The 12,811-nt window shown below is 48.3% G+C and carries 13 protein-coding genes; 7 read left to right on the top strand and 6 right to left on the bottom strand.

The annotated features are described in order from the left end of the window. Together ACXAGX_RS10695 and ACXAGX_RS10690 are read right to left on the bottom strand one after the other, a co-directional pair. Nucleotides 1–1,068 (bottom strand): MJ1255/VC2487 family glycosyltransferase, encoded by a 1,068-nt coding sequence (locus ACXAGX_RS10695; protein WP_474838238.1) that lies wholly within the window; start codon nucleotides 1,066–1,068, stop codon nucleotides 1–3. A gap of 1 nt (nucleotide 1,069) precedes the next feature. After that, the gene (locus ACXAGX_RS10690) at nucleotides 1,070–1,591 is read right to left on the bottom strand and encodes a phosphatase PAP2 family protein (RefSeq protein ID WP_474824865.1); all 522 of its coding nucleotides are present in this window, start codon (nucleotides 1,589–1,591) and stop codon (nucleotides 1,070–1,072) included. Nucleotides 1,592–1,893: 302 nt separating this feature from the next. On the opposite strand from ACXAGX_RS10690, the gene rraA reads away from it, so the two are divergent. Then, nucleotides 1,894–2,379, top strand: coding sequence for a ribonuclease E activity regulator RraA (gene rraA, locus ACXAGX_RS10685; protein WP_474838236.1), 486 nt, complete (start codon nucleotides 1,894–1,896; stop codon nucleotides 2,377–2,379). 64 nt (nucleotides 2,380–2,443) lie between these two features. Here rraA and ACXAGX_RS10680 read toward each other — a convergent pair whose 3' ends face one another. From ACXAGX_RS10680 to mpl, 3 genes are read right to left on the bottom strand one after another with little or no spacing between them, the layout of a single operon-like run. Next, nucleotides 2,444–3,247 (bottom strand): S1/P1 nuclease, encoded by an 804-nt coding sequence (locus ACXAGX_RS10680; RefSeq protein ID WP_474838234.1) that lies wholly within the window; start codon nucleotides 3,245–3,247, stop codon nucleotides 2,444–2,446. A 20-nt stretch (nucleotides 3,248–3,267) separates the two neighbouring features. Further along, on the bottom strand, nucleotides 3,268–3,891 hold the full coding sequence (locus ACXAGX_RS10675) for a flavin prenyltransferase UbiX (RefSeq protein ID WP_474824868.1): 624 nt from the start codon (nucleotides 3,889–3,891) through the stop codon (nucleotides 3,268–3,270). Nucleotides 3,892–3,938: 47 nt separating this feature from the next. Then, complete coding sequence (gene mpl / locus ACXAGX_RS10670) at nucleotides 3,939–5,288, bottom strand: UDP-N-acetylmuramate:L-alanyl-gamma-D-glutamyl-meso-diaminopimelate ligase (protein ID WP_474838232.1); 1,350 nt, start codon at nucleotides 5,286–5,288, stop codon at nucleotides 3,939–3,941. Nucleotides 5,289–5,587: 299 nt separating this feature from the next. Between mpl and ACXAGX_RS10665 the strand changes: the two genes are divergently transcribed. The 4 genes from ACXAGX_RS10665 to ACXAGX_RS10650 all read left to right on the top strand — a co-directional run bounded on the left by ACXAGX_RS10665 (nucleotide 5,588) and on the right by ACXAGX_RS10650 (nucleotide 10,700). Continuing rightward, nucleotides 5,588–6,565 carry a class 1 fructose-bisphosphatase gene (locus ACXAGX_RS10665; protein WP_474838230.1) on the top strand — a complete coding sequence of 326 codons (978 nt, stop codon included), beginning with the start codon at nucleotides 5,588–5,590 and terminating at the stop codon, nucleotides 6,563–6,565. Nucleotides 6,566–6,747: 182 nt separating this feature from the next. Beyond that, nucleotides 6,748–7,281 (top strand): inorganic diphosphatase, encoded by a 534-nt coding sequence (gene ppa, locus ACXAGX_RS10660; RefSeq protein ID WP_070125827.1) that lies wholly within the window; start codon nucleotides 6,748–6,750, stop codon nucleotides 7,279–7,281. 620 nt (nucleotides 7,282–7,901) lie between these two features. After that, complete coding sequence (locus ACXAGX_RS10655) at nucleotides 7,902–8,927, top strand: sensor histidine kinase (RefSeq protein ID WP_474838228.1); 1,026 nt, start codon at nucleotides 7,902–7,904, stop codon at nucleotides 8,925–8,927. 192 nt (nucleotides 8,928–9,119) lie between these two features. After that, complete coding sequence (locus tag ACXAGX_RS10650) at nucleotides 9,120–10,700, top strand: methyl-accepting chemotaxis protein (RefSeq protein ID WP_474838226.1); 1,581 nt, start codon at nucleotides 9,120–9,122, stop codon at nucleotides 10,698–10,700. A gap of 49 nt (nucleotides 10,701–10,749) precedes the next feature. On the opposite strand, the gene ACXAGX_RS10645 is transcribed toward ACXAGX_RS10650, so the two are convergent. Continuing rightward, complete coding sequence (locus tag ACXAGX_RS10645) at nucleotides 10,750–11,043, bottom strand: YebG family protein (RefSeq protein ID WP_474824873.1); 294 nt, start codon at nucleotides 11,041–11,043, stop codon at nucleotides 10,750–10,752. Nucleotides 11,044–11,143: 100 nt separating this feature from the next. Between ACXAGX_RS10645 and ACXAGX_RS10640 the strand changes: the two genes are divergently transcribed. Together ACXAGX_RS10640 and ACXAGX_RS10635 are read left to right on the top strand one after the other, a co-directional pair. Further along, the gene (locus ACXAGX_RS10640; protein WP_474824874.1) at nucleotides 11,144–11,560 is read left to right on the top strand and encodes a S24 family peptidase; all 417 of its coding nucleotides are present in this window, start codon (nucleotides 11,144–11,146) and stop codon (nucleotides 11,558–11,560) included. Next, nucleotides 11,548–12,804 (top strand): Y-family DNA polymerase, encoded by a 1,257-nt coding sequence (locus ACXAGX_RS10635; protein WP_474838224.1) that lies wholly within the window; start codon nucleotides 11,548–11,550, stop codon nucleotides 12,802–12,804. The genes ACXAGX_RS10640 and ACXAGX_RS10635 overlap by 13 nt, the downstream gene beginning before the upstream one ends. Nucleotides 12,805–12,811: the final 7 nt, after the last annotated feature.

The raw sequence follows: 12,811 nt of genomic DNA, 5'->3' as shown, positions 1-12,811 counted from the left end.
CTAAATTGCAAGCGCCAATAATCGCTCTTTAGTTTTATCGCCATATTGTACCTGTGCCCACAGTGCGTCGCACAAGGTTTGGGTATCGTGCAGGTCACCATTTTTCAGCCAGTTAATCAGTAGTGAAGGGTCTTGCGGGAATTGAATTGCTTCGTTTTCTGGGGCGTCGAGCCATTCTTCTACAATGTCGGTATCGAGCTGGAAAAGGGTATGACACAAACCCATTTTATCCAGTGTCAGTACATTGGATAACTGTTCAAACTGCCCGTGTAGTGGTTTGATCAATAGCTTCTTACCTAGGTGGAGTGCTTCGCTAGACAATTCAAAGCCGCCATTGGCAATTACCCCATTGCAGTGTTGCAGGTCGTGCTGAAACCCTTTTTTCGATGGTGGGTGCCAGCTAATGTGGCGATTTTGGAAATGCCCTTTTATTGCTGGGTGATAGCAAATAAATTGCTGTTCGGTGAGAGGTTCCAGCATCAGGCGAATATCGTCGATATGCTCGAAGGGCAAATAAACTAACACATGGCTTTTAGTTGGCCGGGCGATACGCTCATCGGCGACAAAGGGAGGCACGATGGGCTGGTTAAAGTGAAACCAGTGCACGCCGAGCTGTACTTGCGTAGGGGCAAAATATTTCAAAATAAGCTTGTTAAGCACGCCATCACCGGCCTTGGGTACCGGATAGCTGAAACAGGCTTGGTGGCTAATTGAAATTGACGGTAGCCCTACACGTTTCGCTGACCATGCGGTGATAGGCTCGAAATCGTTAATCAGCAGGTCGTAACCAGACACGTCAAAATGACGCACGTCTTTAATAAACTGGCTAAAATTGTTCGATTTAACCGTGGCAATGTTGTCTACTCTGCCATGGCTGGTGATAAAGGTTAGTCCTTGGAAGGTGCGGTAGTTTCCAAACACATCCATGTCGAAGTATTTGTCGGTGTCGCGACCTGAAAAAACAAAATCAACTTGAAAATCATCACGATGGGCAAACGCTGCCGCCATAATTCGCGCACGCGCGATATGACCGTTACCGGTGCCCTGTACGCCATAGAGAATTCTCATACTACCCCAGAATAGTCAGACTCGCAGATGCAATGGTGAGGCCCAGCAACGCGCCGGCAATGACATCCGTTGGATAATGCACGCCCAGAAGAATACGGGATAAGCCAATCAATGCAGCCCAGCTATAAGCAATGACAGCGAACGGCGGATAAAAGTGCGCGACAATACTGGCCATCAGCCAGGCTGCGGCAGTATGCCCAGAGGGAAGGCTGAATTTATCTGACGGCGTGACGTGCGCGTTCAGATTATGCAGAAAGTCGCAAGGACGCGGGCGCTTGAACATACGTTTAAGCACCACATAAACGGGCAGTTCCAATGCGTAAGCCATAAGCGCCGTATACAAAAACAGTTCACCAAATTCAGGCTCGAACGCCCAGAGCAATAATCCAATGGCAAAATACAGGTAGCCGTCGCCGGTTTTTGACAACCAGACAATCGCGGTGCAGTTTCGTTTTTGTGTACGTCGGTAAAGCCAGTAGAACAAATCAGTATCGGCTTTGGTCAAGGATTTCCGGTTTAGCATAGCCTTGGCCTACATAATATTGGTTAAGAACTAAGCTAATCGCGATCTGTGAACTGCAGGTGACAGAAAAAAGAAACCTTTGTGACAGGGGGTCAAGAGGGAAATATTTGTGCCTGATAAACGCGGGGCAGGTGTTTTTATTACAGCAAATAATGCTATGCTAACAATAGTTTCTGTTGATACGCCGTATGCTTTTAAGCTTACATAAATAGGGCGGTTTTCCGGCCTGTTGCGTATAACGAGTTTACAATCGGTTTCACAACCAGCACCTCCCTTTCTCTCATCAGCAATAAGGCACAGCGATGGACTATAACACCTCTGAATTATGCGATTTATTTGCAGACAGCGTAGACGTGGTCGACCCTATGTTCGTCAGTTATGGCGGGCATTATTCGTTTGGCGGCGAAGTCACAACGATTAAGTGCTTCGAAGATCGCGGTCTTATCGATCGTGTATTGGCTCAGCCGGGTGAAGGAAAGGTATTGTTGGTTGACGGTGGCGGTTCTACCCGTCGTGCGCTGGTCGATGCCGCTTCTGCCCAGCTTGCTATCGATAATGACTGGGAAGGCATTGTGGTATACGGGAGTGTTCGTGAGGTAGATACACTAGCAGATATGGACATCGGTATTCTTGCCGTAGCTTCTATTCCGGTAAATGCCGAGTCAGAAAGCGTTGGAGAAGTGGATATCCCAGTTAATTTCGGTGGTGTGACATTCTTACCTGAAGATCATCTGTATGCAGACAGCACCGGCGTTATTCTGTCTCCGGAGCCGCTTGATTTGGATTAGTCTGAGGTTTAACCCCCAGTACTGAAAAACCTTCCGCGCATTTGCCCGGAAGGTTTTTTTAACGCTATTTCTTAGCAAATACGTTGTTCAGGTAAGCCGCAATACGCACACCAGCTTGTTGCAAGCGGGTTTTGGCTACCGGTAGAAAGTCGTAAACATAGTCGTAAGACATGTTGTTCGCATCTTCCGGGTACAGAGTATCGCGAATTTCAGTGCTCTCTTTGATCCAGACATTGGGGTCAAGTTCTTGCCAATCTTCGGCCTGTTTGGCAGTAATTTTTCTATCCAGCCAGTCGGTCCACTCTGTGTACGACAGATTTTTTGAATCAATCATGCCCGAATCCCAAACTGAATGAAGATTGCTGTCTTCCCAGAAGAAACGCACTTTTACTGAATTTCCACCGCGATCTGTGCCGTTACCTGCGTGTAAAGGCTGATGTAAATCGCCGATAATATGTACGATAAAGCGCAACGCAACCTGACGATCTTCACGGCTGGCTTTAGAGTCTTTAATCACTTTTGTGTAGTGCTGTAGCGCGCTATAAGCATCGCCTTGTTCTGGGGCACCCACCTCATGATACTCATGGCCTTTGGGCACGGTAACGTAGTGCCAGGGCGGCGAAATTTTGCGCCAGAATTCACTCGGATTAGAACGCATTTCATCAGGATACGTGGAGGCTTCTGCCAGTGATTCATGGGGTAGCAGTTTTACTACAGCCGCTTTCGCTGCGGGTGAAAGATGGTTTTCAGCAATAGCGCCGGTAACCCGGTGACCGGTTTGTCCCCAGCCAAATGCCGGTAAACTGGTGGCCAGCGTGGATACCAGGCAGAAAGAAAGTGCAACAGTCCGTTTTGCAAACACCTGCATATCGGTTCCTCTTAAAATTGTTATTTGTCGTTAGTGTGGTGGTAGCCCCAGCGCATCATGAGTGTTTGGTCGATGCCCAGGTGGTCGAGTACTCTGGCCACGACGAAATCAACCAAATCGCTGATTTTCTGTGGATTATGATAGAAGCCTGGAGATGCAGGCATGATTGTGGCACCCATTTGTGACAGTTTTAGCATGTTTTCCAGATGAATAGTTGAAAGGGGCATTTCCCGGGCAACCAGGATTAACTGTCCGCGTTCCTTCAACACTACATCTGCAGCGCGCTCGATAAGGTTGTCGCTGGCGCCCACGGAAATGGCCGACAAAGTGCCGGTAGAGCAGGGGCAAACTACCATCTTCTTTGGTGCCGCAGAGCCAGATGCTACCGGGGAGAACCATTCTTCTTTACCGCAAACGGTGATCTGGCCTTCGCGAGCACCAAATCGCTCGCTGAAAAACGCGGCAGCATCTTCAGGGCGAGAGGGAATTTTTACCTCTTCTTCAGTGGCGAAAACCACCTTCGCTGCCGATGATATCAGCACGAATATGTCGTAGTCTGCCTTGACCAGAATTTGCAGTAACCGCAATGCGTAGGGCGCGCCTGATGCGCCAGTAATCGCTAGCGTGACGGTATTCGTCGTCATGTAAAAACCTCTGATTAACTCTGTGAGTTGGTGCTTTTCCTTTGAATCTATTTGCTACCAAGGGCGTCTAGTAAACGCTGATGAATACCTTCAAAACCGCCATTACTCATTACCAATACGTGGTCGCCCGGCTGACTGATAGCAGCCACCTTTTGCACAATACTTTCTACATCATGATAGCAGTAAGCAGGCGTTTCACTGTGTTCGGCTATCTCGTTGAGCGACCAGTTCATCCCTGCAGGCTCGAATAAAATGACTTCATCTGCCTGTTGCCAGCTATTCCCTAAAGTATGTTGATGTACGCCCATTTTCATAGTGTTAGAGCGCGGCTCAAGTACAGCGATAATACGTGCGTTACCCACTTTATTGCGTAGTCCCGCTATCGTAGTGGTGATTGCCGTAGGATGATGGGCAAAATCGTCATAAACGGTAATGTTGTTTACCGAGCCTTTGCATTCCATGCGGCGCTTCACGTTTTTAAACGTTCCCAGTGCTGCGATTGCATCGCTTAACGTTACACCTGCGTGGTGGGCCGCAGCGATAGCCATCAACGCATTATCAACATTATGCTGACCCAACAGCGACCAATTTACCGTGCCAGCCAGTCCGCCTTGATATATTACGTCGAAGCGGCTGCCGTCGGCTACGTGCAGCTCGGCTTTCCAGTCAGAGCCAACAAATTGTTGCTCTGACCAGCAGCCTTTCTGCAATGTGTCGTTCAATGCTTCGTCATGCTGCGGAGACAGGATAAGGCCGTTTTGCGGTACCATGCGCACCAGGTGGTGAAACTGGGTTTGAATGGCCGCTAAATCGGGAAAAATGTCAGCGTGATCAAATTCTAAGTTGTTCAGTATTAGCGTGCGCGGGCGGTAGTGCACAAATTTGGAACGTTTGTCGAAAAAGGCACTGTCGTACTCGTCTGCTTCAATCACAAAAAATGGGCTTTCGCCAATGCGTGCCGATACGCCGAAGTTTTCCGGAATACCGCCAATCAGAAAACCAGGTTTAAGACCGGCATATTCGAGAATCCATGCCACCATGCTTGAAGTGGTGGTTTTCCCGTGGGTGCCCGCAACACCGATAACCCAGCGGCTGGTGAGCAGGTTATCGAGCAACCACTGAGGGCCACTGGTGTAAGGAAGATTGCGATTCAGTACATATTCAACGGCAGGATTTCCCCGCGACATGGCGTTACCAATAATCACCATATCCGGTGCTGGCTCAAACTGTGCAGTATCGTAGCCTTCGGTAAGCGTTATGCCCAGTGCTTCCAGTTGCGTACTCATTGGGGGGTAAACGTTGCGATCTGAGCCGGTAACTTTGTGGCCCAGTGATTTGGCGATTGCGGCAATACCACCCATGAAGCTGCCGCAGATCCCGAGAATATGAACGTGCATAAAAATCCTGTATCCAATTAAGAGCGCTACTTTAGCAGAACTCCTACCGTGCGCGCCAACATGAGCGTTGTGACCAGGAGTAAAAGCCAATCTGTGAATAAGCCGTTTCCCTGAGCGGCATTCGCGGTTACAATCATTTTTAACTGCTGCTGTACAAATAAAACATGATCGAAATCGTGTTTAATTTCCAATAATAATAACTAACCACTGCAGTTCTGATTTGTTCGCCAAAGACGGGCGGGAATGCCCGGCAGCGTTCAGTCGTTACCCTACATAAATCAAAAAGGCTATTGCACACAATGAAACGTTTAAATTCTCAACTTCAACAAGACGGCGCTCCCCTCGAACTGATCCTGCTTATCCGTACTTTGCTTGCGGGCTGTAAGGAAATTTCGTTCCGGGTAAGTCAGGGCGCACTGGCAGGTGTACTGGGTTCCACGTTGAGTGAAAACGTACAGGGCGAAACGCAGAAGAAGCTGGATGTGATTTCCAACCAAATTCTGAAAGATACCTTGCGTGACTCGGGTTACGTTAAAGCGATTTCGTCTGAAGAAGAAGATACGGTTGTGCCATGTAATCCTGAAGGGAATTACCTGGTGAGCTTTGATCCGTTAGACGGCTCATCGAATACTGAGATTAACAGTCTAATTGGTACCATATTCTCTATCGCCCATGCGCCACAGTGGATGGAAGCGGATGATCCTTCTGCGTTTCTGCAGCCAGGCACGCAAATGGTTGCTGCTGGTTATGTGCTGTATGGCCCGTCTACCATGATGGCGTTAACCACAGGTCGCGGTACCCACATTTATACGCTGGATAAAACCCATGGTGGTTTCCTGCTAACGCACCCCAATGTGCAGGTGCCAGAGCAAACGTCAGAGTTTTCCATCAACGCATCGAATCAGCGTCATTGGGAAGCGCCAATGAAAGCATACATCGCAGATTTGCTGGCCGGTACCGATGGTCCACGCGAAAAGAATTTCAACATGCGCTGGGTAGCAGCCATGGTAGGTGATATTCACCGCTTACTGTGTCGCGGTGGTATTTTTATGTATCCGTACGACAACCGTAATCCGTCAAAAGCCGGTAAGCTTCGTTTATTATATGAAGCCAACCCGATGGCATTTTTGATGGAGCAGGCGGGTGGTCTGGCAGATACTGGAACTGGTCGTATCATGGAAGTTATGCCAACAGAAATTCACCAACGAGTACCGGTGATTTTGGGTTCCAAAGAAGAAGTGGAAACCTGTCTGAGTTATCAGAACAAAGCTGAATAGGCTTTATTCAGCAAAGAAATAACGAGAAATAACGAAAGCTGCTTAAGACATGGGTCGTAAGCAGTTTTTATTTGTCCGGAGTCACCGTATACTTAGGCGGCGATTTCGCCGGGAAAGGGAATGAATAAGTTTCCTTTCCCGGAAAAATCCTATTTTAATTTAGCAAACCAAAGGACTATTTCATGAGCCTTAATAACGTTCCAGCTGGTAAAGATATGCCAGAAGTGGTGAATGTCATCATCGAAATCCCAGCTCACGCTGATCCGGTAAAATACGAAGTAGACAAAGACACCGGTGCAATGTTTGTTGACCGTTTCATGGCTACTTGCATGCACTATCCGGTAAACTACGGCTACGTGAACAACACACTGTCTTTAGACGGTGACCCGGTTGACGTACTGGTTATGACCCCGTTCCCAATCATTAGCGGTTCTGTCATCAAGTGTCGTCCTGTTGGCGTTCTGAACATGACCGATGAGTCTGGTACCGATGCAAAAGTACTGGCTGTGCCAGTAGACAAGCTGTCTACCATCTATCGTGACGTTAAAGACATCAACGATGTGCCAGAACTGACTAAACAGCAAATTGAGCACTTCTTCTCTCACTATAAAGATCTGGAACCAGGCAAGTGGGTTAAGATCGACGGTTGGGCAGATGCTGAAGCAGCAAAAGCTGAAATCGTATCTAGCGCTAAGCGTTATCAAGAAGGCGAATAATCCCTCAAGGCATGTTTATGCTTACTTATTTGGAAGCCCGGTAAGCCGGGCTTTTTTGTCTCTGCTTACCCTGATCGGGTTGTATTATAAATACGAAAAAGATCCGATCTGATCTGCATTTTAGCTTGCATTTTCCTGACTTTTCCGAAACAGCGATCCACAAACAGTTTGACAATTTCCACAGGCACAACTTTTGTTGTATTTGCCAAAGGCTATAGTTACTTCATCTACTATTTATATCTGCTGAATTGATCGACACCTTGCCATATAGGGTCTTGACGGCTGTTGAATGGCTTCACTATGCGGCTTGCAGAGCTATTGAGTCCACCTCATCAACGCTATGTATACAAACAATGCACAAAGTTATCCACAGGTTGTTGGCGATCATTTACTCTGATCCGGATCGAAATAAAAGCGTGATCAATTCGCGGCCAGCACACATGTTTGTAGACGATGAAATTAGACTGGCTCGATTGGAAAAGTGGGGCGTATGTTGTAATTTGTGCTAGAAGTAGTAGATGGTTTGACAATCTTGTGCTGCGCCTGGCTGTGTTCAGGACGTCCGTTGTCTTATCCAATTGTAACGGCCGCACAAAGTCGCGCGGCTGCCGGAGAGTGATGTGAGTTCAGAAATCAGTAAGCTTCAACAGCAAATAGCAGTATTGCAGCGCAAGCTGAGTCGAGAACAACTTGCCCGAGTGGCAGCAGAAGACATGCTAAACAACTACTCTCGGGATGCTTACCTGGCCAATCAGAATTTGCGTAAAGCCCTCAGTGAAACACGCGCAATTTATCAGCACTTACTCACTCACTTGCCCGAAGAAAAAGCGGCGAAGCTAGATACTGCTTCAAAAGCTGATTTTCATGACGCAGGTATGGTAGACCGCATGACTCTTCTCAGTCAGCTTGCAGCGGGTATTGCTCACGAAATCAATAACCCCATCGGCTTTATTAAGAGTAACTGTGAGATTCAGGGTCACATGCTTAGAGATGTATTCGAAGCTTGGGATGAACTCAAAAGCGAGATAGTTCGGTCGGACTCTGAGTTGAAAGACCTCCCTCATGATCTTGAGCTGAAATACATGCTACAGGACGTGCGTGAAATGTTAGACGACATTCAGCAGTCCTCCCTTGAGGGAGCGAGTCGTATTGCTGAGATAGTATCGTCGCTGCAAATATTTTCCTCGCCAGTCACCGTTGAAAAACGTTGGGAAGAAATTGACGATTTATTGCAATATTGCGTTGAAGACATTATTCATAAATTACCAGCGTCGATTAGCCTTGAGATGATGCCCACCCTCACACATGAAGGCATTGAAGTTAACCGTAAGCAAATTAAGCGTGTTATCGAATCGCTGATTGAAAATGCCGCAGATGCCTGTGGCAAGAAAGGTGCAATTACGGTGGCCACCGCCATTATGCCGGGAGCACTGAAAATCTATATTAAGGATGACGGGGAAGGTATAAAGCCTGAACACAAACCACTCATTTTTACTCCTTTCTTTACAACCAAGCCACCCGGTGGTGGTACTGGACTCGGCCTGTCTGTAGCGCAAGCTTTGATGGAGTCTCATACCGGTTGGATCAACATAGACAGCACTGAAGGTGTTGGTACCACGGTGACGCTAAACTTCCCACTTAGCTGAGCGTTTTTCTGGGGCTCACATCAGAGTGGCCATAGATAATTATAAATTCTGCATTTTCAATCTCTTGTGTGCCCTTTATAATCAGGAACAGATTTTTTTATCGGGTCAATTACTCATTAGTTGTAATTTGCACTAAGGTTTACTTAACGATATTTAATCTATCTTGAAACAATAGGGATATGATTCAGAAACATGCGAAATAATCAGCCGGTTACTCAGAAGCTTTACTCGATTCCCAAACAGTATCGCCTTATCTCGTCTACCGACAAGCGCGGGATTATTACTCACTGCAATGATGAATTTGTTGAGGTGAGCGGCTTTGAGCGCGATGAACTCATTGGGAAAAACCACAATCTTGTTAGACACCCCGATATGCCCCCTGGTGTTTTCAGAGAAATGTGGGAGACATTGTCTGCCGGCAAGATCTGGATGGGATTAGTGAAGAACCGCCGCAAAAATGGCGACCACTATTGGGTATCTGCATTCGTAACCCCGGTATTTGAAGGCGGGGTTATTGTTGGCTATGAGTCGGTACGGGTACCCGCCTTGCAGCACGAGATAGGCCGAGCGGAATTTCGTTATGCCCGCTTGCGCGCAGACCAGTCGAGTACGTCGATGGGTGAACTTATTGTTTACGGTATCAAATCGAATCTGCCTTTTGTCATTGTTGGGGCGGCGACAGTTTGTGTGCTATTAATGTTAGCCGGACTGCTGCCCGCATTAGTGGGACTAATTGGATTCGTGCTCTGCGCCCTATGGATGGCACACCAAAATAAGCAGGATTGGCTAAGTATCATTTCATTGTCGCCGGAGAGTTATTCAAACCCATTGGTTGCGCAAACCTATTTTGCTGATTACGGAAACAAAGCCAGAGCTAAACTCGTTTTGGGCTGTGAACTCGCGCGTAGCCGCACGGCATTGGCACGCATTGAGGATGCAGCCGGTGGTCTGGACGTGATAGCCAACACAACTCATGAACAGGCAGAAATCACCAGTACGGCTGTAGTACAGCAAAACGAGGCTACGCAGAATATTGCTTCAGCAGTTAATCAGATGTCGCAAGCCATTCAAAGCGTGTCTGAACGGGTGGATATGAATGCAGACAGTGCGCGCTCGGCATCAAAAAATGTGGAAGAAGGGAATCGCAAAGCAGACGATGCGTTAAACGCGATTATGTCGCTGAAACAGGCTGTAGCTTCTATCTCAAAAACGGTACAGGAACTTGCGCAGTCAACCAATGACATTGGTGAAGCGGCCAGCCTGATCTCAACCATCGCAGAACAAACGAATTTGCTGGCGCTCAATGCTGCCATTGAAGCTGCCCGTGCCGGCGAGCAGGGGCGGGGATTTGCCGTGGTGGCTGACGAAGTACGGTCTCTTGCTTCCAAAACGCGGGAGTCCACCGACAAAATTCATAATATCATACATGTTCTGGCTGAACGCTCCGAACGCGCTGTTAGGGTTTCTAACGAAGGTATGGAGTCTGCAGAGCAAGGTGCGAATATCGTAGAAGATACCCGCAAAACCCTGTCTGAAATTAATGCTGCCGTGAGTGTTATTGCCGATCAGACCTTTGAAATGGCATCAGCGGTGGAAGAGCAAAGTTCGGTGGCTGAGCATATTAATCAGCAAATTGTTGAGATTGCTGATGGTGCCAAAGACACCCAGCGGGCTTCAGAGTCTTCGCTGGATGCTAGCCAAAAACTTCGCAATACCGTTACCGAGGTGTATTCAGTCATTACCCGGTTTGCGAGCAAAAGTAACATTGTTTGACTCGACATACCTACGCCTATCGCTGCGCCCGGGCGTTGGTTACAGGCCGTTAGCTTTTGCTATTGGCCTGTAGCTTTACCACTTCAGCGGATTCGCTTTCCAGTACATCATCGGCAGAAGCGCCTTTAAGCAGCTTTGTTAGCGCATCTTTATTTTTTGCCAGCATGACTGACAAATCTTCAATCACTTCTTCATCTAGCTTAATGCCTTTCGCGCCTATGTAGGTGGCGATATTGTCGGCGGCATCCAGCATCTTATCGTACTGATCGGCTTCCTTTTTATCTGTAGTCACCAGTTTCTCTACCCCTTTATGCGAAACAACATATTGCACTGTAATAGCCATGATGGTTCTCCGAAAGTCTGCGCGTTGTGAAATTTAATTGTTACTCGATTCGTAATTACTGTATAAATAAACAGTATTAAGAGCAACTACTTTTTGACCTATGCTGAGAATTATTCCTGTTGTCGCACAAGCCGGTATTACCGGATTCGAATCGCCCGCGGCGGAGTACAGAGAGCTCGGGCTAGATCTCGACGCCCTGCTTATCGATCATCCCACAGCCACCTTTATCGGTCAGGCCCAAGGCGATTCTATGACGGGGGTGGGCATTTTTGACGGTGATCTGCTTATTGTCGATCGCTCGGCTGCACCCACATCGCTTGATGTAGTGGTGGCAAACCTTAACGGTGTTTTCGTGTGCAAGCTGTTCGACCGTAAATCCATGGTGCTGATTTCACCGGGTAAAAGCCATAATCCTTACGTACTTAGCGAGGGGGACGTGTTTGAGGAAGAGGGCATTGTGGTGCGCTCTGTGCGCATGCACCGCTATACCAGGATGCTGCGCCAATGTTTGCGCTAGTCGATGCCAACGGATTTTACGCCTCAGCCGAAAAGGTGTTCGACCCGTCCATACGTGATAAGCCTGTTGTGGTGCTTACCAACAACGACGGCTGTATTTGTGCGCTGTGCGATATTGCCAAACAACTCGGCGTGAAAAAATTTGGGCCCTATTACAAAGTACAGAAGTTTCTTGAAAAACACGGTGCAGTCGTGCGGTCATCCAATTATGAACTGTACGACTACTTGTCTAATCGAATGATGGCAGTGGTTGCCGGTTTTGCGCCCCATCAGCATGTGTATTCCATTGATGAGTGCTTCCTGTATTTCGATAGCTGGCAGCCGCAAGAAGGCTGGTATGCTTATGGCGAACGCATTCGCGAAGCCGTATGGGAACAATTGCGCTTGCCTGTCGGCGTGGGCTTTGGCCTCACGCCAACCCTGGCGAAAGCCGCCAGCCACGCGGGAAAGCGTCTTGGTGAGAAGACCGGTATAGCTGTACTGGCAGAGCAGGAAGATATTCAGGCAACACTACAGCAGATGTCTCCCACTGACATTTGGGGCATCGGCCGGCGCATCGGCGAAAAGCTGGAACAGTCTGGCATGCAGACAGCGTGGGATTTTGCCTGCGCCGATGCAAAATCCATTCGTAAGCGCTTTTCCGTGGAAATTGAGCGTACGGTCAGGGAACTCAACGGTACCCGCTGTATGGAGTGGGAAGAATACCGGCCGAAGAAAAAGCAGATTTATGCCACTCGCGCATTCGGACAACCCGTTTCCGATATTCAAAGCCTTCGGCAGGCATTGTGCTGGCATGCCGAGCGGGTAGCTGAAAAACTCAGGCGGCAAAACAGTAGCGTAAAAACACTGACCCTGTTTGCGCACGCCAACCCTTTTGCTGCCAGTGGTCATTATCACAAGGCCGTACAGCACCAGTTCGCCTGCGCCACCGCAGATTCCCGCCAACTGGTAGCCGCCGCCAGCAAAGCCGCTGATACGCTGTATTGCGCTGGCGTACAGTTTCACAAGTGTGGCGTGGGCGCGATAGAAGTACAGGACGACGATGTAAAGCAACCCGACTTGTTCGATGAGAACCCCACTAACAATAAACTTATGGCTTGTATGGATGCCATAAATGCGCGTTATGGCAGCAGTACCATTGGCGTGGCGGCAAAAGGGAAAAATCAGCAGTGGCGCATGAAACGGGCGTACCTGTCACCACGCTACACCACCAACTGGCAGCACATTCCTCAGTGCAAGTGCTAGTACAACC

This window comes from Alteromonas sp. ABV4_515 (genome assembly GCF_056160345.1).
This window is presented reverse-complemented; position numbering and strand designations above follow the sequence as displayed.

What these genes read in the sequence shown, in the direction of transcription:
- ACXAGX_RS10650 (WP_474838226.1), top strand. Translation starts at nt 9,120, where the DNA reads ATGCGAAATAATCAGCCGGTTACTCAGAAGCTTTACTCGATTCCCAAA.
- ppa (WP_070125827.1), top strand. Translation starts at nt 6,748, where the DNA reads ATGAGCCTTAATAACGTTCCAGCTGGTAAAGATATGCCAGAAGTGGTG.
- ACXAGX_RS10680 (WP_474838234.1), bottom strand. Translation starts at nt 3,247, where the DNA reads ATGCAGGTGTTTGCAAAACGGACTGTTGCACTTTCTTTCTGCCTGGTA.
- rraA (WP_474838236.1), top strand. Translation starts at nt 1,894, where the DNA reads ATGGACTATAACACCTCTGAATTATGCGATTTATTTGCAGACAGCGTA.
- ACXAGX_RS10675 (WP_474824868.1), bottom strand. Translation starts at nt 3,891, where the DNA reads ATGACGACGAATACCGTCACGCTAGCGATTACTGGCGCATCAGGCGCG.
- mpl (WP_474838232.1), bottom strand. Translation starts at nt 5,288, where the DNA reads ATGCACGTTCATATTCTCGGGATCTGCGGCAGCTTCATGGGTGGTATT.
- ACXAGX_RS10665 (WP_474838230.1), top strand. Translation starts at nt 5,588, where the DNA reads ATGAAACGTTTAAATTCTCAACTTCAACAAGACGGCGCTCCCCTCGAA.
- ACXAGX_RS10695 (WP_474838238.1), bottom strand. Translation starts at nt 1,068, where the DNA reads ATGAGAATTCTCTATGGCGTACAGGGCACCGGTAACGGTCATATCGCG.
- ACXAGX_RS10690 (WP_474824865.1), bottom strand. Translation starts at nt 1,591, where the DNA reads ATGCTAAACCGGAAATCCTTGACCAAAGCCGATACTGATTTGTTCTAC.
- ACXAGX_RS10645 (WP_474824873.1), bottom strand. Translation starts at nt 11,043, where the DNA reads ATGGCTATTACAGTGCAATATGTTGTTTCGCATAAAGGGGTAGAGAAA.
- ACXAGX_RS10635 (WP_474838224.1), top strand. Translation starts at nt 11,548, where the DNA reads ATGTTTGCGCTAGTCGATGCCAACGGATTTTACGCCTCAGCCGAAAAG.
- ACXAGX_RS10640 (WP_474824874.1), top strand. Translation starts at nt 11,144, where the DNA reads ATGCTGAGAATTATTCCTGTTGTCGCACAAGCCGGTATTACCGGATTC.